This window comes from Micromonospora sp. NPDC049359 (assembly GCF_044466585.1).
Lineage (GTDB): Bacteria > Actinomycetota > Actinomycetes > Mycobacteriales > Micromonosporaceae > Micromonospora.
On the sequence record NZ_JBITMW010000006.1, the window covers coordinates 211,798 to 231,315 of the forward strand.

Here is a 19,518-nt window from a genome sequence, read left to right on the forward strand (position 1 = left end):
CAATCGTGAACGACCCACAGTGGACGGTCGATCCGTCACGTGCGGTGGCGGTCGGGCGGCAACGTGGAGGAGTCGGTGGCGGACGAGGACCGTACGCGGGATGGTTCGCGGGCCGGGGACGAGTCGGCCGCTCGACCCGCGTCGCACCGGCCGCGATCTGCCGCGGCCGGACTGGGCCACCGAGCGCTGCGCCGGCTCGCCCGCGCCCGGCAGCGGCGGCGCTGGGCACTGGAAGGCGTCGGCGCGGTCGTCTGCCTCGTGGTGCTCGTGGCGTACCTCGGCACGCGGTCCGGTCCCGATTCGGGCGACGCGACGGTCGGCGGCCCGGGCGGCGTGCCCGCCGGCGCCGCCCGTCCGACGGGCCTGCCGGGCGCGGACGGACGTACCAGCGAGGCCGGCCCGGCGCTGCCGGGTCTGCGGCCCCGGCAGCGGCCACCCTCACCCGAACCGACCCCGTCGACCAGCCCACCGGCCCCCGAGTCGGCGAAGCCGGCCGCGCCGCTGCTGTCGCTGACCCGCGCCGAGGTGCCCGCCGAGGTCGACCTGACGGCCGTGGGCACCCGGGACTGGATGCACTGGGGGCAGCGCGGCGGCAACTCGACGGTCCGCAAGCAGTCCGGCTCCGGGGAGATCGTCGACGGGGGCGGGAAGGGTCGCCGGATCGGCTGGGACGGCAACCAGGAGGTGGTCCGCTGGTCCGACGGCGCGCCCGACCGGTGGGACCGGGGCACCTCCGACGGTGTCTACACCTGCGGTGTGGGCAACGGGTTCAGCCTGACCGTCGTTGGCAGCGATGCGCCGCGCACGGTCCAGGTGTACGCCGGAATCTGGATGGCGCGCGGTCGGCTCGACGTGCGGTTGTCGACGGGCGGGCCGGTCAGCACCCTGCGCCTGGAGGACCCGTACACCAGTCAGAGCGCCCAGTTCGTCATCCGGTTCGCGGCGCCGAAGGACGCCCGGCTGGTGGTGAGCTGGACGGTCGAGAAGGTCTACACCGAGCACTGCGGGAACGTCGGCCTGCAAGCCGTCGCGCTGCGCTGAGCGGGACAGTTTGTCCGTCGCCCTCCGTCGCTGAGGACGTAACTTTCTGCTGTCCCCGTCCACCTTCCATTGTGGAGGCAGCGCAGATGAGCAGCAGTACCGCCCACCGCGTCCGTCCTGCCGTTTCTCCCGGCCACGACGAGCCGGAGGTGCTCCGCGACATCCCCCTGCCGCCGTACGTGACGGGCGAGGATGCCCAGTTCGCGGTACGCGCGGTGGTGGTACACGCGCCCCGGCGCTGGTCCGGTGGGGTGGTCTGTCGCAACGACGCCAGCCCTCACCCGTGCCGGCTGCACCGGTGGGGCACCCAGGTGTTGACGCTCCGCGGGCTGCATGCCGCCGAGATCGCCGCGCTCATCGAGCGCGGTGATCCCGCGGCGGTACCCCCCACACCGAACCGCCCCGCCTGACCCGCGTCCTGCTCTCAGCAGGTGACGAGGCTTATTGCCCTTCGCGATGTCCCGGTCGGCCGAGCCCTCGTTCGTGGCCGCCCCAGTAGTGCCGTTGCCCGCCCATCACCAGCGGGGCCACCAACGCGGCGAGCGCTCCGCCGAGCAGCGGAAAGACGATGAACACCCAGAGTTGGCGGAGCGCCACCCCGCCCTCGAAGACGGCCGGACCGAAGGCGCGGGCCGGGTTGACCGCCGCGCCGGTCAGCGTCACGCCGACGAGTTGGGTCGTGGCCAGGGCCAGACCGATGGCAACCCCCGCGATGCCGGGGTTCTCGCTGCGACTGGTCACGACGAGCACGACCAGGACGAAGAGGAAGGTCAGCACGATCTCCAGTACGGCCGCGCCACCTCGGTTGATGTGGGCGCCGTACCCGTTCGAGCCCAGCGCCCCGGTCTGGTCCGCGACGTCACCCCACCGGGTCAGTGCCCAGAGCAGGAAGCCGGCCACGGTCGCCCCGGCGAACTGCGCGATCCAGTAGGCGACTGCGCCGATCACCGAAATCTTGCCGGAGAGCAGGACGCCGAGCGTCACCGCCGGATTGACGTGACTGCCGGAGAGCGGGCCGATCGTGTAGACGAGGGCCAGCATGACGAACCCGAAGGCCAGCGCGACGACCACGACGCCGCCCTGGACCCGCGCGGCGACGGCGGCGCCTACGCCGAAGAAGACCAGCAGCAGCGTGCCGAGGAATTCGGCAGCCGCACGGCGGGCGTCATCCATCATTTACTCAGCGTAAGGATAGTTCCGCTCGCTGGTGGGCAAATCAGGGCCGTGACCAGCGCGGAAGCGAGAGCGGGACTGATCCGGCTCTATTTGACGTATCGCTCGGTAACGGGCACCGTGGGCTGGGAAGGGGCCCGTCAGCCGCCCCGATTCGACGCGACGGCGATGACCGTCCGTACCTCCCGTCGCCTCCCACGCGTGCTCGTACGCGGGCCGTTTGTCCGCCTCTGCGTGACATCAGGCCGCGAGCCGAGAAACCACGAGGAGTTCCACCAATGCTCACCATGACCGACAACGCCGTGCTCGTCATCCGTGACCTCGCCAACCAGCAGGACGTGGCCCAGGACGGTGGCGTGCGGATCGCCGCCGACGCCGACGCCGGATCGCTCACCGTTGAGCTGGTGCCCGAGCCGGAGCAGGGTGACCAGGTCGTCGACAACCAGGGCGCACGGATCTTCCTCGACCCGGACGCCGCCGACCTGCTCGGCGACGCCTCGGTGGACGCCACCGTCGACGACGAGGGCATCATCCAGTTCGGCTTCACCGAGCAGCAGTAGGGGCTCTCACCGGGGCGATCGCCCCCGCTGCGGTGGCCCCGGCCGGGAGTCCCAACCCGACCGGCCGGGGTCGTCGGGTCGCAGCAGTGCGGCGAGCACGTGCGCCACATGGTGCGACGTGCTCCACGCCGTCCAGTTGGCGGCGGACCCGGCCCCGGCACCTCGCCGTGCCCGGCGCAGCAGCTCGTGGTCGCCCCAGGAGAACGCCGCGCCGACGCTCGACCAGTGTGGCGCCGTCACCAGCGTCCGGCAGAGGTCGGCGAAGCGGTCGTCGCCCCGGCCGCCCCGGCGCGACCAGCGGTAGACCCACCAGCCGTCGTCGGCGGTGTACCGCACGGTGGGTAGCCGGTCGCCGGGGTCGCCCGCGTCGGGTAGCGCCGGACCGACGCCGTAGTCGCCGTAGTCGACTCCGAGGTCGACCAGCCGCTGCCAGAGCTGCCAGTCCCAGCGTTCCAGCCGTACCGGCTCGTCGGCGGGCAGCCGGGACAGCGTCGGCGGCATGCCGCCCGCCGCCACCGTCGCCGAGCGCCAGGCGTGGCGACGGGCCCAGTCCAGCAGCCGCCGTACTCGGGGCTCCGCCACCCGTACGTCCGCCGGGCAGCAGACGTCACCCGCGTCCACCAGCAGGTCGCACTCCTCCGGCGCGAGGCCGGTGTACCGCCAGATCCGCTCGACGGCGGTCGTGTCCGCGTCCGGGCCCGCCCGGTCGTGCGCGGCCCGCACCCGCACCAGCGCCCGCCGGGTGTACGCCCGAGCCGCCGCGCCGTGCGCGACGAGCCGCCGCTCACTCTCCGCGAGGCCGATGACAGGCATCAGCGGTACGCCCCACCGGGCCAGCTCCGTATCGACCGAGTCGGGTTGCGCGGTCACGTCGACGGCCGGCAGCAGGCCAGCCGGCAGTCGGCGCAGACCGTCCCTCGTGGAACGGTCGACGGCGTTGACCTCCAGGATCGGCGCGACGAGCGGGGCGGCCGCGGGATCGAGGTGGGTCAGGGCTTCCAGCTCACCGCGTCGGCGGCTGGTGAGGATGGGGCGGTAGACCGGCGCCACTGCCCGGCCCCCGTGGGCGGGCACCATACTTCAATCTAGTCAGGCATTCGCATGCCTCCACACTTTCTGGTACCGAAAATCCGCTGTCCGGCTGTCGGTTCGGCGACTACGCTCGCCCGATGTCCGCGTCGCCGTACCGTTACCGCTCCACCGACGAGGACAGCGCCCGCTGGCTCGGCTTCCCGTTCCGCGATGGCGACATCGTGATCAGCACCCGCTCCAAGAGCGGCACCACCTGGATGCAGATGATCTGCGCGCTGCTGGTGCTGGGCACGCCGAAGCTGCCGGCGCCGCTGTCCGAGTTGTCGCCCTGGCTGGACTGGTTGGGCGAGCCGCGGGACGTGGTGTACGAGCGGTTGGCCGCGCAGTCGCACCGCCGGTTCATCAAGACGCACACCCCGCTGGACGGGGTACCGCTCGACCCCCGGGCGCACTATGTGGTGGTGGCGCGGCATCCACTGGACATGGCCGTCTCCCTCTACCACCAGGCGGGAAACCTGGACCGGACCCGAGTCGCGGAGCTGACCGGCCAACCCGCGCCGGCGGGACCGCCGCGTGTCCGTCCACCGCTCGGGCAGTGGCTGGCGAGCTGGGTCGACCACGAGGTCGACCCGCGCGTCGAGCTGGACTCGCTGCCCGGGGTGTTCGGGCACCTGCGGGACGCCTGGGCCCGTCGGCACGAGCCGAACATCGCGCTGGTGCACTACGACGACCTCCGCGCCGACCTGGGCGCACAGATGCGACTGCTGGCCGACCGCTGGGGTGTCGAGGTGCCCGCCGGACGGTGGCCCGCGTTGGTCGAGGCGGCCACGTTCGACCGGATGCGCGAGCGCGCCGACCAACTCGCCCCGGACACGCTCGGCGTGTTGCGGGACCGCCAGGCGTTCTTCCGTCGCGGCGGCTCGGGGCAGGGGCGTGATCTGCTCGACGCGGCCGCGCTGGCCCGCTACGAGCGGCGGGCGCGGGGGTTGGCCCCGCCCGACCTGCTCGCCTGGCTGCACCGCGACACCTGAGTCGTACGCGCAAACGAGCGCGCGGCGCCGCTGCGATCGTGGTCGCAACGTCGCCGCGCTCTGGCCGTCTCCCACCACCGCAGCCGTTCGGCGGTACGCCAGCGGGGACCTGGCTCGACCGGCCGTTCGCGCCGGTCAGCGTTGTCGATCCCCGCTCGGCGCGGATCCAAACCTGCCGACCGTGGGGAATTCCACCATCCGCCAGTCCCGGCGTGACGCGGGACCGAACGGGGTATGAGCGGGCCATGGAGCATTTCACGATCGCGACCGTCGCCGAGAAGAGCCCGGACTTCCGGCGGGTGCTGTGGACCGGCGAGCACACCCAGTTGGTGATCATGACGATTCCGCCGGGCGGGGAGATCGGCGAGGAGGTGCACGAGGGCATCGACCAGATCCTGACGTTCGTCAGCGGGACGGGCGAGGCCCGGGTCGCCGGCGAGAAGCGGGAGGTCGTCGCGGGTGACCTGGTCGTCGTGCCGTCCGGCACGAAGCACAACTTCGTCAACACCGGTCCGAATCCGCTGGTGCTCTACACCGTCTACGGCCCTCCGGAGCACGCCGACCAGGCGGTGCACCACACCAAGGAGGAGGCCGACCGGGCCGAGGAGGCCGGCGAGGACGAACCGCCGACCGCGTGACGGCGTCGGCCTGAATCGGGCCGATCCGGGTACGCGCGGCTGGTGACACAGCCGCCGATCTCCGACTACGGGTTCCTCTCGGACTCCCGTTCCGGCGCGCTGGTCGGCGTCGACGGCTCGATCGACTGGTGGTGTCCGCACCGGTTCGACGGCGCCTCCGTCTTCGGCAGGCTGCTCGACCCGGACGGTGGGCACTTCCGGTTGGCGCCGGTCGGTGCCGGTGGCCCCGGTTACCGGGTCGAGCGCGCCTACCGGCCGGACACGCTCATCCTGCGGACGGTGCACCACACGCCGCACGGCAGCGTCTCGGTGACGGACGCGCTCGCCGCCGAGCCCGGTGCCCGCGCGCACGAGTTGGGCGTGAACTCGCCCGCCGTACTCGTGCGCGTGGTCGAGGGCCTCACCGGGCGGGTCAGGATGGCGCTGGACTTCGCCCCCCGCCCGGAGTACGGCCTGCTCACGCCGTACCTGCACGAGCGGCCCGGCGGCGCGGTGGTGGCCGGCGCCGGCCCGGTGGTGCTGGTGTTGCGGGCCGGGGGCATGCCGCTGCGGGCTGGCCGGGACCGGGTGACCCACGAGTTCGAGGTCTCCTCCGGCCAGGTGGTGGGGATCGACGTGGCGTTCGGGCAGACGTACGGCAAACCACCGGTCCAGATGGACCCGCTGGCCGCCCTCGCCGACACGACCCGGGCCTGGGAGGCGTTCCGGGAGACGCACACGTACTCGGGCCGGCACCCGGAGCTGGTGCGGCACAGCGCGACCGTGTTGGCCGGTCTCACGTACGCCCGCAGTGGCGCGGTGGCGGCGGCGCTGACCAGTTCGTTGCCGGAGCGGATCGGCGGCGACCGTAACTACGACTACCGGTACTCCTGGTTGCGGGACTTCTCGTTGACGATGCGGGCACTCTGGGTGGCCGCCTGTCCGGACGAGGCGTCGCGACTGTTCGCCTGGGTGTCCCGGTCGATCGGCCAGTTCGGCGACGAGCCGGTGCCGGTGCTCTTCGGGTTGGAGGGCGAGCGTGACCTCTCCGAGCACCACTGCAATCACCTGCGCGGATACCGCGACAGTCGCCCGGTGCGCATCGGCAACGACGCCTGGAAGCAGCGGCAGCTCGACGTGCCGGGTGAGGTGCTGTCGGCGGTGTGGCGACTGCGCGATTACCTCGGCACGACGTTCGAGTCGGAGCTGCGGGAGATGGTGCTCGGGCTGACCGAGCAGGTGGCGGCGACCTGGCACCTGCCGGACCGGGGCATCTGGGAGACCCGGGACGAGGAACGGCACTACCTCTCCTCGAAGGTCTCCTGCTGGTTGGCCATGGATCGGGCGGTGGGGCTCGCCGACCGGTTGGGTGAGCGGGCCGACCCGCGTCGCTGGGCCGGCGTCCGTGACGAGATCCGCGAGACGGTGCTGCGCGAAGGCTGGAACGACCGGATCGGCGCGTTCACCGGCTCGTTCGGCTCGGCGGAGCTGGACGCCTCGGTGCTCGCCCTGCCGGTGGCGCACTTCCTGCCGGCCACCGACCCCCGGATGCGCTCGACCATCGCGATGGTGGAGCGTGAGCTGGGCACGGAGGACGGGCTGGTCCGGCGCTGGACGAGCGACCCGGCCGGCTTCCTGCTGTGCTCGTTCTGGCTGGTGGAGTGCCTGGTGATGGCGGGTGAGCCGCAGCGGGCCGAGGAGCTGTTCGAGCGCGTGGTGGGTCGCGCCAACGACGTGGGCCTGTTCAGCGAGCAGATCGACCTGACCACCGGGGCGCAGCTCGGCAACATGCCGCAGGCGCTCTCCCACATCGGGCTGATCAACGCGGCCTGGCGGCTGACCGAGCCGAACAGCTTCTGAATCCCGCGCCGAAATCCTGCAACAGACCTGCAAGCGTCAGGCATTGACGCTGATATGTGCGTAGTCCTAGCCTCGGAGAGACGGGAAAGCCCTTTCCCGCGGCTTTCGTCCCGCTTCACCCCGCTGTCGGATCCGGGCGTCCGACGGGGCACACCGATCCCGCTCTCGCGTCAGCGCGCCGTGCCGGCACGTCCCCGCGCGTCCGTGTCCCGGGATCACCACCACCCGCGTCAAGGAGGACAACCGTGCACAGGAGACGACGACCACTGGTGCTGGCGGTGTGCGCCGGCGTGACCGTGGCGGCCCTCGCCGCCAGCATGACCTCGGCCTTCGCGGCCACCATCTTCACCGACACCTTCAGCGACGGCGACGCCTCCGGCTGGTCCAAGTCCGGTGGCACCTGGACGGTCGACGGCGCGGGCGTGTTCCAGCAGTCCAACACGGGCAGTGAACTGGCCCGGCAGTTCGCCGGCGACACCGGGTGGACCGACTACGCCGTGCAGGCCCGCGTCCGGCCGGTGAGCTTCGGCTCGTCCAGCGCTCTGGTCGGGCTCGCCGCCCGCTCCACCAGCAGCACCAGGATGTATCGCCTCGCCCTGCTCGGCTCCGGCCGGGCCGAACTCCAGGCCGTCAACGGCAGCAGCGTCACGGCGATCGGCTCCGCCCCGCTCGGCGTCACCACCGGCACCTGGTACACCCTGCGTGTCGAGGTCATCGGCAGCACCATCCGCGGCTTCGTCAACGGCGCGCAGATCGCCTCCGGCAGCAACAGCCTGGCCGGCGCCGGGCGGATCGGGCTGGTCACCGCGTACGCCAGCGGCGGCTTCGACGACGTGGTCGTCGACTCCTCCGGCGGCGGCGCCCCGACCACACCGCCGGCCACCAGCACGCCGCCCACCACGTCGAGCCCGACCGCCCCACCACCCTCCGGGTGGCCGACGCCGACCGGCAGCCAGAAGGTGGACGCGACGATCCCGGTGTCCGGCACCTTCGACGGCGGGCTGAGGCGCTACTACGGCATCGGCGACGGTGGGCAGAGCGAGAGTCAGGACCCGATGTTCGAGCTGGCCGCCGGCGCCACCCTGCGCAACGTGATCATCGGCGCGCCGGCCGGTGACGGCGTGCACTGCGAGGGCGACTGCACCCTGGTCAACGTCTGGTGGGAGGACGTGGGCGAGGACGCCGCCACCTTCCGGGGCGGGACCACGTACACGGTCGACGGCGGCGGGGCGCGGTCGGCCAGCGACAAGGTCTTCCAGCACAACGGCGCGGGCACTGTCTACATCAGGAACTTCCGGGTGGAGAACTCCGGGAAGCTCTACCGGGCCTGCGGCAACTGCTCCACGTCGTACCAGCGGCACGTGGTGATCGACAACGTGGTCGTCCGCGACACCGACACGATCGCCGGCATCAACACCAACTGGGGCGACACCGCCCGCTTCAGCCGCGTCACCATCGTCGGCGACCCGGACCGGGAGACCTCGATCTGCGTCAAGTACAAGGGCGTACCCAAGGGCAGCGAACCGACCAAGATCGGTGAGGGCGCCGACGGCGTCAACTGCCTCTACTCGCCGTCCGACATCACCTACCGGTAGGCGCGGCACGCCGGCATCCCACGCCGCGCGGGATGCCGGCTCAGGCCAGCACGGGTACGCCGGAGACGTCGACCGTCTCCGGATACTTCAACCCCGCGCCGGTGTTGAGCACCACCACCCGTTCGCCGGCCCGAATCCAGCCACCGGCGCGTAGCTGGCGCGCGGCGGTCAGGCAGGCCGCGCCCTCCGGGCAGAGCAGCAGCCCTTCCCGGGCCGCGAAGTCCCGCAGGTCGGTCAGGATCTCGGCGTCGTCGACGGCGACGGCGGTGCCGGCTGATGCCCGCAGCGCCGCCAGGATCAGCTCGTCACCCAGCGGCGACGGCACGGTGATGCCGAACGCCACCGTGTGCGCGTCCTCCCACGGGCGGGCCCGGGACTCACCGGCGGCGAAGGCCCGCACGATCGGCGCGCAGCCGGTCGACTGCACCGCCACCAGCCGGGGCAGCTTGTCGCCGGCCCAGCCCAGCTCGCGCATCTCGTGCAGCGCCTTGTGGATGCCGATCAGGCCGACCCCGCCGCCCGTCGGATAGATGATCACGTCGGGCGCCTGCCAGCCGAGCTGCTCGACGATCTCGTACCCCATCGTCTTCTTGCCCTCGAGCCGGTAGGGCTCGCGCAGCGTGCCGGCGTCGAAGATCGCGCCGTCCGACTCGGCGACCAGCTCGGCCACCCGCCGGCCGGCGTCGCTGATCAGCCCGTCCACCAGGCGCAGGTCGGCGCCGGCGGCCACGCACTCGCGCCGGCAGATGGTCGGCGCCGCCAGCGGCATGACGATCGTGGCGCCCATTCCGGCGCGCGCCGCGTAGGTTGCCCAGGCCGACCCGGCGTTGCCGTTGGTGGGCATCGCGATCCGCTTGATGCCCAGCTCGCGGGCCCGGCTCACGCCGACCGCCGCGCCCCGCGCCTTGAACGAGCCGGTCGGGATCAGCCCCTCGTCCTTGACCATCAAATCCGCGATGCCGATCTCGGCACCGTACGAGGGAGCGCGCAGCAGCGGCGTCCAACCCTCGCCGAGCGTGGTGACGTGCCGGGGGTCGGCGACCGGCAGCAGCTCCCGGTAGCGCCACAGGTCGGCTGGGCGCAGGCCGAAGCGCTCCGGGGTGACCGCCTTCGCGACCGCCGGCAGGTCGTACCGGGCCAGCAGCGGCGAACCACAGTCGCAGAGGTTCTGTACCTCGTCGGCGGCGTACTCCAAGCCGCAGCGCGGGCAGTCCAGGTGGGTCAGGTACACGTCGCTCCTCGCCGTCAGGCCGCGTCGACACTCAACCAGCGCCGACTGCGTACGCCCGGCTCGTAGACCGAGTCGAGCCGCTTGGCGACCACACCGGGCAGCCCCTGCTCCCGCCCGGTGCGCAGGGCCTCGTCGCCGGCACCGGAGAACCACGGCGGAGTCTGCCAGTGCGTACCGGCCAACGCCAGCCCATCGAGCAGTTCCCGGCGTTGCGCGTACGGGACGTCGACGCTGCTCACACCCTCCAACCACAGCAGGTCGACGAGCAGGAACTGCGCGCCGGTCGGCACCCGGCCCCCGCTGGTCGGGCGTGCCGGACGCACCCGGCCCGATCCGTCGATGCGCACCAGCACGCCGTCGAGCACCGCCTCGGTCGGCGCCAGGGCCTCGGCCATCGCGCGCAGCCACGGGTACCCGCCGGTGATCTCCTCGTCGGTCTCGGAGAGCAGCCGTAGCCGCCCGCCGGAGACGTACGCCACCGCGCGGACCCCGTCCCAACGCAGCTCGTACCCCCATTTGCCGGCGTCGCGCGGCAGCCCGGCGGCGGGGGTGGCGCGCATCGGGCGGACCAGTTCGGGCATCGGCGTCCAGCCCGGCGGCGCGGGATCGGTGCGGCGGATCATCCAGTCCCGGCCGCCGGTGGCGAACAGCGCGTAGCGGCCCACGGTGCGCGCGCCGGAGAGCGTCACGATGACCTCGTCGTCGCGCCACTTCTCGCAGCGGTACGTGCCCCGGTCGTGGATGATCATCCGGCCGCCCCCGTACTCGCCGGCCGGGATCTCGCCGGCGAAGTCGAGGTACTCCATCGGGTGGTCCTCGGTATGGACGGCGAGGTGGTTGCGGCCCGGGTCGCGGGGCAGGCCGCGCGGCACCGCCCAGGACGCGAGCACGCCCTCGTGCTCCAACCGCAGGTCCCAGTGCAGGCTGCGGGCGTGGTGCTGCTGGATGACGAAGCGGGCGCGGTCGCCGTCGTCACCGGCCGGCCGGGGCGTCGCCCGCGGCACGGGTTCCGGGGTGCGGGCCGCGTCGCGCCGGCGTCGGTACTCGTCCAGCCGGTCCGTCACACCCGCATTCTCCGGCAAAACGGGCCCTTGTGCGGGCCGCCGGAGTGTCCGATTCGCTCGGCGGCCGGGCATGAGGCGGGGTAAAACGGACTTCATGGACCTCCGTGACCAGCCCACCGCCCTCCTTCCGGGTGACGTGCGAATGCCCCTGCTCGGCTTCGGCACCTGGCAGGCCACCGGCCAGGCGGGCTACGACGCCGTGCTGGCCGCGCTCGACACCGGCTACCGGCACCTCGATACCGCCACCGTGTACGGCAACGAGCGGGAGGTGGGTCGGGCGGTCCGGGAGAGCGGGCTGCGTCGGGAGGACATCTTCCTCACCACGAAGCTGCCGCCGGACCGGATCGGCCGGGAGCGCGAGACCCTGGAGGCCAGCCTCGAGGCGCTCGGCGTCGACCAGGTGGACCTCTGGTTGATCCACTGGCCGCCGTCGTCGGCGGCCGACAGCATCCCGCTGTGGCGGGAGTTGCTGGCCGCCCGGGACGAGAACCTGACCCGGGCCGTCGGGGTCAGCAACTACAGCACGAGCGAGATCGATGAGCTGATCCAGTCGACCGAGGAGAACCCGGCGGTCAACCAGATCCGGTGGAGTCCCGCGCTGTACGACCGGCAGCGGCACGCCGAGCACCGGGACCGGGGCGTCGTGCTGGAGGGGTACAGCCCGTTCAAGACCAGCGATCTCAGCGATCCGGTGCTGACCAGGATCGCCGCGGCGCACGGCGTCTCACCGGCGCAGGTGGTGCTGCGGTGGCACATCGACCACGAGATCGTGGTGATCCCCAAGTCGGTGACGCCGGAGCGGATCACCGCCAACTTCGACGTCTTCCACTTCTCGCTGACGGCGGAGGAGATGCGCGACATCGACGCGCTCGGCGACGCCTGAAACGGCGGAATCCTTCAGGCTTCGGGTGGCAGGTGAAGGGTATCGACATTGACGCGTGTGACGGTATAGCGTGCCGTCATCACGTCCGTCGATCCGTTCCCCACCCGCCTCAGCTGGAGGATCGCCATGGCCCGACCACCGTCCATTCGTCTGCGCCGTCGTGGGGTGCTCGGCATCCCCGCCCTGGTGGCCGCCGCGCTGACCACCCTCGCCGTCCGACCCGCACCGGCGAGCGCCGCGCCGAAGGCCGAGTGCCTGGCCGACCTGCTGCAGGACTCCTGATGGCGACCATCCCGTGGCTCGTGGACGTGCTGCGCGCCGCCGGGGTCCAGGTCGTCGTCGAAGGCGACTGGCTCAACCGGATGCGGCCCGGCTCCTTCGACCCGATCGGGGTGCTCTGGCACCACACCGCCTCGACCTCCAGCGCCAGCAACCCGCACCCGGCGCTGGGCATCTGCATCAACGGTCGCTCCGACCTGGCCGGCCCGCTCTGTCAGGCCCTCGTCGACTACAACGGCGTCTTCCACGTGATCTCCGCCGGCCGCTGTAACCACGCCGGCGTCAGCGGCGGCAGCGGACCCATCCCCGCGGGTGACGGCAACACCCTGATGATCGGGTGGGAGATCGACTACAACGGCGTCGACCAGCAGATGACGACCGCGCAGTACAACGCGTCGATCGCCGCCACGGCCGCCGTGCTCACCCGGCTGGGTCGGGACAGCAGCTATGCCCGCGGTCACCGGGAGACCAGCACCACCGGCAAGATCGACCCGTCCTTCATCGACCTGAACGTGATGCGGGCCGACGTCGCCGCGAAGATGGCCGGCGGGAGCACGGCCTGGTCGTCGATCGTGGACAACACGACCTCGGGTCGCTTCACGGCCAGCGCCAGCTGGGGTGTGTCGACGTTCTCCACCCAGCGGTACGGCGCCGACTACCGCTACGCCGATCCCGTCGCGGCCAGCGACCCGGCCTGGTACCGGTTCAACGTTCCGGCGACCGGCAACTACCGGGTGGACGCGTGGTGGCCGACGAACAGCGGCTACAACAGCGCCACCCCGTACATCGTCGCCACCACCACCGGCAACCGCACGGTCTACGTCGACCAGCGGGCGACCGGCGGGCAGTGGCGCGTTCTCGGTACGTTCACCCTGCCCGCCGGGGACGCCAACCGGGTGGCGGTGAGTCGCTGGAGCAACGCGACGGGCCTGGTCATCGCCGACGCCGTACGCCTCACCCGGGTCTGACCCGCGTGACGCGCCCCGCCCCGGCTTGATCGGCTCGACTTCCCGGATGTCGGGGTGTCCCTCGTCCGAGGATGCCCCGACGTCAAGGATCCCGAGTGGATCATCACCCCGACGGGTGAGGGGTCGGCCCCTGCGCCTCCGCAGACCGACGACCCCGAGTCACGCAGAGGGCGGTGCGTTTGCCGGTGCCGAGCCCGTCGGTGCCCGCCCGATGGAGCCACGAGCCGTGCACCTCGCTGACCTGCGCGCTGCCACCGGACCGTGTGTAGGACGCCTGCCAGTCGCGGATGGTCTGGTAGGCGCCGTGGTCGAGATAGTCGAGGTGCAGCTCGACGTCGACGTGCTGCCCCGGGGGCAGGGCGGTGAGTCGGCGGGTGAGCCGTCCGCAGGCGACGAAGGCGAGCGTTCCGGTAATCGACACGTGCCAGGCGCCGGGGTTCGGCTCGCTGACGTGGATGTCGCAGCGGGCCAACCGCCACAACATGAACAGCGCGGCCGTCGCCATGCCCAGCCCGACCCCGATCAGCAGGTCCGTCGCGGCCACGCCGAGCGCGGTGACCACGTAGATGGGCAGCTCCCGGTGTCGGGCGTACGTACGGATCTGGGCGAGGCTCACCAACCGCAGGCCGACCACCACGAGAACGGCGGCGAGGGCGGCCATCGGGATCATCTCCAGCAGCGCGGAGCCGGCCAGCACGAACCCGGCGATCCAGACGCCGTGCAGGATGGCCGACGCCCGGGTGCGTGCCCCGGCGGCGACGTTGGCCGAGCTGCGCACGATGACGCCGGTCACCGGGAGGCCGCCGAGCGTTCCGGACACGGCGTTCGCGGCGCCCTGGGCGATGAGCTCCCGATCGAGGTTCGCGCGTGGGCCGTGGTGCATGCGGTCGACGGCCACCGCCGAGAGAAGAGACTCCACGCTCGCCACCAGGGCGATGGTGACGACTGCCGGGAGGACCTCCCACGGCGGCGAGTCGGGCCAGCGGGGGAGGGCGAGCGCGTTCAAGGGGTTGGCGGGCAGATTCACCCGCTCCACGTCGGCGCCGAGGACCGTCGCCACCACGGTGGTGACCACCACCGCCACCAGGGTCGCCGGCAGCATGGTGGTCTTGACCAGCCGGGACCAGACCAGCAACAGCCCGATGGTCAGCGCGCCGAGCAGCACGGACACGCTGTGGTGGTCGGCGACCTGGCCGGGCAGGTCACATAGGTTCGCCCACGCGGAGCTCTGGGGCGCGCCGCCGAGCGCGACGTGCACCTGGCTCAACGCGATGACCAGGCCGATGCCGGCCAACATTCCGTGTACGACGGTTGGCGACAGCGCGAGCGCGGCCCGCCCGAGGCGGGTGATGCCCAGCAGGATCTGTAGCAGTCCGGCGACGGTCACGATCGCGGCGGTGCCGGCGAAACCGAACTCGGCGATGGTGCCCGCGACGATCACGGTGAGCCCGGCCGCTGGTCCGCTGACTTGAAGCGGCGCTCCGCTGAGCGCGCCGGCGACCACCCCGCCCACGACGGCGGCGATCAGTCCGGCCAGCAGCGGTGCTCCGGAGGCGGCGGCGATGCCCAGGGACAACGGGATGGCGATCAGGAAGACCACGATCGACGAGGGGATATCGTGCCGAAATGACGCTAAAGTCGACATCTTGCGAAAGCTACCGAGATAATATTAATGCATAGTTAAGCGTGATTCTTTCACTCGCGACGTGAACGGGGCGCGACCGCTCGGTCGCGCCCCGCCGTTGTGCCGTCGACTCAGTTACGCGTACAGCTCCTGCCGTTCAGCGAGAAGCTGCTCGGGGACGAGTACGACCCGTTCAGCGTCCCCTGGTAGCCGAAGCTGGCCGTGCCGCCGGGGGCGAGCGACCCGTTGTGGCTCACGTTTCGGGCGGTCACCGCGGATCCGCTCTGGCTGACCGTCGCGTTCCAGGCGTTGGTGACCGTCTGCCCGCCGGGCAGGTTGTAGTTCAGCGTCCAGCCGTTGATCGCGCTGGACCCGGTGTTGGTGATCTGCACGTCGGCGGTGAAGCCGTTGTTCCACGAGTTGGCCGTGTACTTGACCGCGCAGCCCGAGGTGCCGCCCGGCGGCGGGGTGGTCGGCGGCGGGTTGGTGGGGTTGCCGCCGCCGTTGACGTTGGCCGAGAACGAGGTCACCGCGAGCCCGACGCCGCCCTGCCACGGCTCGAAGCCGGCCTGGATGCTCGTCAGGTACCAGGAGTTCGTGATCGCGCCCCGGTTGCGGGTGTCGTTGACGAAGTCCATGACGCTGAAGTTCAGGCTGGAGGTCGTGGACTGCGCGACGTACGAGATGACGTTGTTGGAGCCGTTGCTGCCGCGCCAGACCTCCCAGGTCCGGCCGGCCAGGTTCGTCGTGCCGACCACCGAGCCGATGGGCTGGATCGGGCCCTGGCGGTTGAGCCAGATCATGATCTCCATCTGGTTCACGCCGTCCCGCTTGGGTGACGGGTCCAGCCAGATGTCGTACGAGGCGTTGTAGGTCGCGCCGCTCACGTACCGGTAGCTGATGCTGCTGGTGGCGCTGCTGATCTGCGACACCTGGATCGGCAGGTTCGTGCCGGGGGAGCAGTTGGTGTAGTGACAGCCGAAGAAGATCGAGGGGTACGCCGTGGGCGCGCCATTGGTGGGGCTGCTGCCGTTCAGCGTGGTGATCTCGAAGCCGTTGCTGGTGGCGTTGATGCACTGCTGGGCGGTCGTGCCCCACCGGTTGTTCTGCACCACGTAGCGGCCCTGGATCACGGTGGAGCCGTACTGCTCGCAGATCAGGGTGTCGGCGGAGGCGCTGCCGCCGAAGGCCACGGCCACGAGGGAACTGGTGAGCAGCAGCCCGGCGGCGGCCAGGGCTCGAAGGTGACGCTTCATGACGCTCCTTGACTCGGCGCAAGCTGGGCGCCGGCTGTGGTGGGGTGGTGCGGGAGCGCTCCCACGCTCAACGACACATTTACATGTCTGAAACTGTGGCGCAACCGCATGCGTCAAACTGGCGAATTGTGAGGATTGCCATGCCCCTCCGGTCGGCTGTCAGCCCACCTCCCGGTCAGCGGCAGCGGCCGACGGCGAGCGGTTCGCGCCGGGCCGATCGGCTCTGGTGTGCGTCGATCGCTCCGAGTAGCGTGTTGCCTCCAACGCGTGCCGTTCCCCTCCGGAGGCGTACACCACCATGCGTAGCTCCCCCCTGCGCATCCTCATCGTCGGCGCGGGCATCGCCGGCCTGGCCGTGGCCCGGGCCCTGCGCCTGGCGGGCTTCCGGCCGGATGTGACCGACAAGCTGCCGGCGGGAGAGTCGACCGATGTCGGCCTCTACCTGCCCGGCAACGCCGCCCGCGCGCTGCACCGGCTGGACCTGCACGATCCCGTCCGCCCGCTCGGGCAGGTGATCCACCGGCAGCGCTTCTTCGACGCATCCGGGGCCCCGCTCTGCCAGGTCGACCTGGACGCGCTCTGGGCCGGCGTCGGGGAGTGCCGGGCGCTGCCCCGGAGCGACCTGCACCGGGTCCTGCTCAGCGGCGCCGGCGGCGCCGTCCGCCACGGCGCCGAGGTCCGCACCCTGGAGCTGCTGCCGGGCGCCGTCGGCGTCACCTTCACGGACGGCACCCGCACCGAGTACGACCTGGTCATCGGCGCCGACGGACCGCGATCGTCGGTCCGGACCCTGGCCGCGCTCGGCGGGCCACCCCGCCCGGCCGGGCACGTCGTCTACCGGGCCGTCCTGCGCGACGGTCCGGCCGTCACCGACTGGACCGCGCTGCTGGGGCAGCGCTGCGGCCTGCTGCTCGTGCCGATCGGGGAGGGCCGGCTGCACTGCTACGCCGACGAGGTGGGCACCGAGCCGCCCGCGGACCCGCTGGCCCGGCTGCGGGAACTCTTCGCCGACTACCGGGGCCCGGTGCCCGAGGTGCTCGACACACTCGACCGGGTGGACGTCGGGATCACCGACGAGGTCGAGCTGGGTCGCTGGCACCGGGGGAGGGTGCTGCTGGTCGGCGACGCCGCCCACGCCACCGCGCCCACCCTGTCGCAGGGAGCGGCGATGGCCCTCGAGGACGCCGTGGTGCTGGCCGAATCACTGCGCGCGGCCGGCAGCGTCGAGGCGGCGCTGATGGCGTACGAGAGTCGTCGTCGCCCGCGTACCCGATGGGTGGCCGACCGGACCCGGGACCGCAACCGGACCCGGGACGTCCCGCCGGCGCTGCGCGACCCGCTGCTGCGCGGACGCGGCGGCCGGATCTTCGGGGAGCACTACCGGCTACTGGTCGGCCCGCTGTAGGCCCGTTGTAGATCGTGTCACGCCACCCCACGCGGCGCTGCGACCTGCCGGGGACTATCCTCCTTGCGGATGACGGCCCGCCGATAAACAGCGTGAGCCGAGCGGGACAACCGAGAACCGGAGGCCACTCGTGACCACCGTCGCACCCAAGCCGGTCGTGACCCGGCCCTGGCCGGTCCGGGAGCCGGTCAAGGGGTCGGCCATCGCGCGGCTGCTGCGAACCACGGACGCGAAGCAGATCGGGATCATGTACATGATCACCGCATTCGTGTTCTTCCTGATCGGTGGCGTGATGGCCCTGATCATGCGGGCTGAGCTGGCCCGACCCGGGCTGCAGTTCCTGTCGCCCGAGCAGTACAACCAGCTCTTCACGATGCACGGCACGATCATGCTGCTGTTCTTCGCGACGCCGATCGTGTTCGCCTTCGCGAACTACATCGTGCCGATCCAGATCGGCGCGCCCGACGTCTCCTTCCCCCGCCTGAACAGCTTCGCCTACTGGCTGTACCTGTTCGGCGGCACGATCGCGACCGCCGGCTTCATCACCCCGGGCGGCGCCGCCGACTTCGGCTGGTTCGCGTACTCGCCGCTGAGCAGCGTCGAGAACTCGCCCGGCGTCGGCGCCAACATGTGGATCATGGGTCTGGCCATCTCCGGCCTGGGCACGATCCTCGGCGCGGTGAACATGATCACCACGGTGCTCACCCTGCGCGCGCCCGGCATGACCATGTTCCGGATGCCGATCTTCACCTGGAACATCCTGGTCACCAGCCTCCTGGTGATCCTGGTCTTCCCGCTGCTGGCCGCCGCGCTGTTCGCGCTCGCCGCAGACCGCATGATCGGCGCCCACGTGTACGACCCCGCCACCGGCGGGCCGATGCTCTGGCAGCACCTGTTCTGGTTCTTCGGGCACCCCGAGGTGTACATCGTCGCGCTGCCGTTCTTCGGCATCATCAGCGAGATCATCCCGGTCTTCTCCCGCAAGCCGATCTTCGGCTACAAGGGCCTGGTCGCCGCGACCATCTCCATCGCCGCGCTGTCGATGAGCGTCTGGGCGCACCACATGTTCGCCACCGGCCAGGTGCTGCTGCCGTTCTTCAGCTTCCTGAGCTACCTGATCGCGGTGCCCACCGGTATGAAGTTCTTCAACTGGATCGGCACCATGTGGCGGGGCCAGATCAGCTTCGAGACGCCCATGCTCTGGGCGGTCGGCTTCCTGGTCACCTTCCTCTTCGGTGGTCTCACCGGCGTGCTGCTGGCCAGCCCGCCGCTCGACTTCCACGTGTCGGACTCGTACTTCGTGGTGGCGCACTTCCACTACGTGCTCTTCGGCACCATCGTGTTCGCGGTCTTCGCCGGCATCTACTTCTGGTTCCCGAAGATGTTCGGCCGGATGCTCGACGAGCGCCTGGGCAAGGTGCACTTCTGGCTCACCATGATCGGCTTCCACACCACCTTCCTGGTGCAGCACTGGCTCGGCGCCGAGGGCATGCCCCGTCGGTACGCCGACTACCTGCCCGGCGACGGGTTCACCACGCTGAACACGATCTCCACGATCGGCGCGTTCATCACCGGTATCTCCACGCTGCCGTTCATCTACAACTGCTGGAAGTCGTACAAGACCGGTCCCGTGGTCGAGGTGAACGACCCCTGGGGTCACGGCAACTCGCTGGAGTGGGCGACCAGCAGCCCGCCGCCGCTGCGCAACTTCGACCGGATGCCGCGCATCCGCTCCGAGCGGCCGGCGTTCGACGCGAAGTTCCCGGAGCTGGCCGCCGGCCAGAGCGTGGCCGGCCCGCCGGAGGGTGGCGCCAAGCCGCTCACCAGCGAGTCGGACGGCGGCGCCACCTACACCGAGGACACCGCCAGCAACCTCGACCGGCACTGACGCTCGACCGA

Annotated in this window: 18 protein-coding genes; 12 read left to right on the top strand and 6 right to left on the bottom strand. The window is 71.3% G+C overall.

What is annotated here, in order from left to right; translation table 11 throughout:
- Nucleotides 1-75: 75 nt before the first annotated feature.
- Both ACIBTX_RS16430 and ACIBTX_RS16435 read left to right on the top strand, forming a co-directional pair.
- A complete protein-coding gene (locus tag ACIBTX_RS16430; RefSeq protein ID WP_396832674.1) occupies nt 76-1,041 on the top strand; it encodes a hypothetical protein in 966 nt (321 codons plus the stop codon).
- Between the two features lie 86 nt (nt 1,042-1,127).
- The gene (locus tag ACIBTX_RS16435; RefSeq protein ID WP_357127745.1) at nt 1,128-1,451 is read left to right on the top strand and encodes a hypothetical protein; all 324 of its coding nucleotides are present in this window, start codon (nt 1,128-1,130) and stop codon (nt 1,449-1,451) included.
- Between the two features lie 31 nt (nt 1,452-1,482).
- Here the strand turns inward: ACIBTX_RS16435 and ACIBTX_RS16440 are convergent, their stop codons facing one another.
- The gene (locus ACIBTX_RS16440; protein ID WP_357127742.1) at nt 1,483-2,217 is read right to left on the bottom strand and encodes an aquaporin; all 735 of its coding nucleotides are present in this window, start codon (nt 2,215-2,217) and stop codon (nt 1,483-1,485) included.
- Between the two features lie 275 nt (nt 2,218-2,492).
- Between ACIBTX_RS16440 and ACIBTX_RS16445 the strand changes: the two genes are divergently transcribed.
- Entirely contained in the window at nt 2,493-2,774 is a 282-nt protein-coding gene (locus ACIBTX_RS16445) for an adhesin (protein WP_357127739.1), read from the top strand.
- 6 nt (nt 2,775-2,780) lie between these two features.
- On the opposite strand, the gene ACIBTX_RS16450 is transcribed toward ACIBTX_RS16445, so the two are convergent.
- Nucleotides 2,781-3,851 (bottom strand): hypothetical protein, encoded by a 1,071-nt coding sequence (locus ACIBTX_RS16450; RefSeq protein ID WP_357172995.1) that lies wholly within the window; start codon nt 3,849-3,851, stop codon nt 2,781-2,783.
- Nucleotides 3,852-3,943: 92 nt separating this feature from the next.
- On the opposite strand from ACIBTX_RS16450, the gene ACIBTX_RS16455 reads away from it, so the two are divergent.
- From ACIBTX_RS16455 to ACIBTX_RS16470, 4 genes are all read left to right on the top strand, one after another.
- The gene (locus tag ACIBTX_RS16455; protein ID WP_357172998.1) at nt 3,944-4,837 is read left to right on the top strand and encodes a sulfotransferase domain-containing protein; all 894 of its coding nucleotides are present in this window, start codon (nt 3,944-3,946) and stop codon (nt 4,835-4,837) included.
- A gap of 245 nt (nt 4,838-5,082) precedes the next feature.
- Nucleotides 5,083-5,475: a cupin domain-containing protein gene (locus ACIBTX_RS16460; RefSeq protein WP_355051904.1), complete on the top strand. Its 393-nt coding sequence runs from the start codon at nt 5,083-5,085 to the stop codon at nt 5,473-5,475.
- Between the two features lie 42 nt (nt 5,476-5,517).
- Nucleotides 5,518-7,314, top strand: coding sequence for a glycoside hydrolase family 15 protein (locus tag ACIBTX_RS16465; protein WP_363660977.1), 1,797 nt, complete (start codon nt 5,518-5,520; stop codon nt 7,312-7,314).
- 245 nt (nt 7,315-7,559) lie between these two features.
- Nucleotides 7,560-8,909 carry a pectate lyase gene (locus tag ACIBTX_RS16470; RefSeq protein WP_357127727.1) on the top strand — a complete coding sequence of 450 codons (1,350 nt, stop codon included), beginning with the start codon at nt 7,560-7,562 and terminating at the stop codon, nt 8,907-8,909.
- A 40-nt stretch (nt 8,910-8,949) separates the two neighbouring features.
- On the opposite strand, the gene ACIBTX_RS16475 is transcribed toward ACIBTX_RS16470, so the two are convergent.
- Nucleotides 8,950-10,140, bottom strand: a complete 1,191-nt coding sequence (locus ACIBTX_RS16475) for a threonine synthase (protein WP_396832675.1) — start codon at nt 10,138-10,140, stop codon at nt 8,950-8,952.
- Nucleotides 10,141-10,154: 14 nt separating this feature from the next.
- A complete protein-coding gene (locus ACIBTX_RS16480) occupies nt 10,155-11,204 on the bottom strand; it encodes a DNA polymerase ligase N-terminal domain-containing protein (protein WP_357127721.1) in 1,050 nt (349 codons plus the stop codon).
- Nucleotides 11,205-11,298: 94 nt separating this feature from the next.
- Between ACIBTX_RS16480 and ACIBTX_RS16485 the strand changes: the two genes are divergently transcribed.
- The 3 genes from ACIBTX_RS16485 to ACIBTX_RS16495 all read left to right on the top strand — a co-directional run bounded on the left by ACIBTX_RS16485 (nt 11,299) and on the right by ACIBTX_RS16495 (nt 13,334).
- On the top strand, nt 11,299-12,087 hold the full coding sequence (locus ACIBTX_RS16485) for an aldo/keto reductase (RefSeq protein ID WP_355051899.1): 789 nt from the start codon (nt 11,299-11,301) through the stop codon (nt 12,085-12,087).
- Between the two features lie 126 nt (nt 12,088-12,213).
- The gene (locus ACIBTX_RS16490) at nt 12,214-12,369 is read left to right on the top strand and encodes a hypothetical protein (RefSeq protein ID WP_363660979.1); all 156 of its coding nucleotides are present in this window, start codon (nt 12,214-12,216) and stop codon (nt 12,367-12,369) included.
- On the top strand, nt 12,369-13,334 hold the full coding sequence (locus ACIBTX_RS16495; RefSeq protein ID WP_357393650.1) for an N-acetylmuramoyl-L-alanine amidase: 966 nt from the start codon (nt 12,369-12,371) through the stop codon (nt 13,332-13,334). Before ACIBTX_RS16490 ends, ACIBTX_RS16495 begins: the two co-directional genes overlap by 1 nt.
- Before the next feature lie 103 nt (nt 13,335-13,437).
- Here ACIBTX_RS16495 and ACIBTX_RS16500 read toward each other — a convergent pair whose 3' ends face one another.
- Nucleotides 13,438-14,979 (bottom strand): SulP family inorganic anion transporter, encoded by a 1,542-nt coding sequence (locus tag ACIBTX_RS16500; protein ID WP_396832676.1) that lies wholly within the window; start codon nt 14,977-14,979, stop codon nt 13,438-13,440.
- Between the two features lie 110 nt (nt 14,980-15,089).
- Nucleotides 15,090-16,214 (bottom strand): cellulose binding domain-containing protein, encoded by a 1,125-nt coding sequence (locus tag ACIBTX_RS16505; protein WP_357127709.1) that lies wholly within the window; start codon nt 16,212-16,214, stop codon nt 15,090-15,092.
- 298 nt (nt 16,215-16,512) lie between these two features.
- Between ACIBTX_RS16505 and ACIBTX_RS16510 the strand changes: the two genes are divergently transcribed.
- Entirely contained in the window at nt 16,513-17,619 is a 1,107-nt protein-coding gene (locus tag ACIBTX_RS16510; protein ID WP_357127706.1) for an FAD-dependent monooxygenase, read from the top strand.
- 130 nt (nt 17,620-17,749) lie between these two features.
- Nucleotides 17,750-19,507: a cytochrome c oxidase subunit I gene (ctaD, locus tag ACIBTX_RS16515; protein ID WP_357127703.1), complete on the top strand. Its 1,758-nt coding sequence runs from the start codon at nt 17,750-17,752 to the stop codon at nt 19,505-19,507.
- The last annotated feature ends 11 nt before the right edge of the window (nt 19,508-19,518 follow it).